The following is a 2,531-nucleotide window of genomic DNA, read 5'->3' as shown; positions in this document are numbered from 1 at the left end:
GAGAAGGTGATGTTCTTAGCTCCCGTGTAAGTCGTAACCGTATTTCCACTTGCATCTTTTGCAGTAATGGTGATATTTTGTGTTGCTCCAGCGGTTTGAGTACTCGTTCCTGTTATTACTAATTTAGAAGCGGTACCCGGGTCAATTTGAACTACATCATTTCCAGTAATTCCTCCCGTTGCAGAGGTAAAAGTAAAGGTTCCTGATCCTACAGCTCCGCTGTATTTAATGCCCAAAGCGGTCAAATCTGCCACACCTCCCACAAAATCCGCGGCCTGATTCAAGACATTGTTGTTACCCGAACCTAAACCTGTTATAGTTCCTCCCAAGGAATTGGTAACTGTTACCGCATTTGTACTTGCATTGTAACTTACTATATTACCATAAGCATCTTGGGCGGTCAGGGTATTCGTTCCTATCCACGCTATAGCATTATTCTGCGGTGTAGCCAAATCTGCCTGGAATTTAGCTAAGGTAGAGGCGCTCACACTCACGCTTAGTCTATCCCCATCCGTAGAAGAAATGGTACCATCGGTGGCAGAAATAGTGGCCGACTCTGCTTTATAAAGTACTAATGAGCCCGTAGCAACTCCAGCAGTGAAGTTCAGACTAGCTTCTACACCCAGGTTGTTTCCAGCAAAAGTTGGGGCAGTACTTGGATTAATCGAACTGTTGGCTCCACTAACTGTGATGTTTTTCGAACCCGTATAAGAAGTAGCGGTATTACCGCTAGCATCCTTAGCCGTGATGGTAATAGCTTGAGATCCTCCTGCCGTTTGCGTACCTGTTCCAGTCACTACAAATTTAGTAGCTGCACCAGCATTAATAGTTATCGATGAACTAGTCGCCGCTGTTCCGGTAGCTGGTGTAAAGGTGAAGGTCCCAGAACCAGCTGTACCAGTGAACTTCATTCCTAAACTAGTCAAATTAGCAACACCACTTGTGAAATCACCTGCTTGATTCAATACATTATTCACTCCACTGCCCAATCCGCTGATTGTTCCTGTCAAAGAACTCGTCACCGTCACATTATTAGTAGCTGCACTAAAGGTGGTCACCGTATTACCATAAGCATCTTGTGCTGTCAGGGTATTCGTTCCGGTGAAAGCCGAACCATTGGTTTGTGGACTGGCTAAACTTACCGCCAGTTTACTGAAGGTAGATGGACTCACCGTTACATTCAAAGTTCCTCCTGTATTCGAGTTGATCGTTCCGTCTGTGGCATTGATGGTCGCTGACTCGGCTTTGTACAAGGCCATGCTTGCTGTCGCCACACCCTCAGTGAAAGTCAAACTAGTGGCTGTTCCAAAGTTCGTGCCCGCAACCGTTGGATTAGTCGCTGGACTTGGGGAAGCCGTGGCTCCCGAGAAGGTGATGTTCTTAGATCCCGTGTAAGTCGTAGCGGTATTTCCTTGCGCATCTTGAGCCGTAACCGTAATGGTTTGTGAACCTCCTGCCGTTTGGGTACCCGATCCTGTGACTACCAACTTGGTGGCTGCACCTGGATTAATCGTTACATTTGAACTGGTCACTGGTGATCCAGAGGCCGGAGTAAAAGTGAAAGTTCCCGTTCCTGCCTCGCCTGTATAAATCATTTTAGTCGAAATGGAACAAGTTCCATTCACGCAAGCCCCAGCTGCCGTCATTACATTCACTCCAGTAAATCCTGTGATGGTACCATTCAATGAAGTGGAAACAGTAATATGATTTTGAGATACATCAAAGTTAGTAATAGGGTTACCGTAAGCATCCAAAGCCGTCACTTCATTTGTTCCAGTAAAGGCTACTCCATTCGTTTGCGGACTAGTTAAACTCACGGCCAACTTAGACATGTTAGATTCTGATACCGTCACATTCAAAGTACCACCTGTGTTCGAGTTAATTGATCCGTCTGTGGCATTGATAGTCGCTGACTCGGCTTTGTACAAAGCCATGCTTGCTGTCGCCACACCTGCTGTAAAGGTCAAGCTCGTCGCCGTTCCAAAATTCGTGCCCGCTACCGTTGGGTTAGTCGCTGGACTTGGGGAAGCCGTGGCTCCCGAGAATGTAATATTCTTAGCTCCCGTGTAAGTCGTAGCGGTATTTCCTTGCGCATCTTGAGCCGTAACTGTAATGGTTTGTGAACCTCCTGCCGTTTGGGTGCCAGTTCCAGTTACTACTAATTTCGTAGCTGCACCGGCATTAATAGTTATCGATGAACTAGTCACCGCTGTTCCTGAAGCTGGTGTAAAGGTGAATGTTCCTGAACCCGAGGTTCCTGTAAATATCAATCCTAGGCTTGTCAAATTGGCTACTCCACTTGTAAAATCTCCCGCACTACTTAATTTATTCGTTCCTGATAAACCTGAAATACTACCTGATAAACTAGTAGTCACTGTCACATTATTGGTATTCGCCGCAAAGCTGGTCACTGTATTACCATAAGCATCTTGGGCGGTAAGGGTATTCGTTCCGGTGAATGCCGAACCATTGGTCTGTGGACTGGCTAAACTTACCGCCAGTTTACTGAAGGTAGTTGGACTCACCGTCAC

At 46.3% G+C, this 2,531-nt stretch carries 1 protein-coding gene; it reads right to left on the bottom strand.

Annotated features, from left to right (window positions below; genetic code table 11):
• Window positions 1-2,531 (bottom strand): beta strand repeat-containing protein (locus ESB04_RS12420; protein ID WP_164969666.1); only part of this gene is annotated, 2,531 nt, incomplete at both ends.

Source organism: Aquirufa rosea (genome assembly GCF_004118285.1).
In the GTDB taxonomy this organism is placed as follows: domain Bacteria; phylum Bacteroidota; class Bacteroidia; order Cytophagales; family Spirosomataceae; genus Aquirufa; species Aquirufa rosea.
Note: the sequence above shows the minus strand (reverse complement) of the source record. Positions and strands in the feature narration are given on the sequence as shown.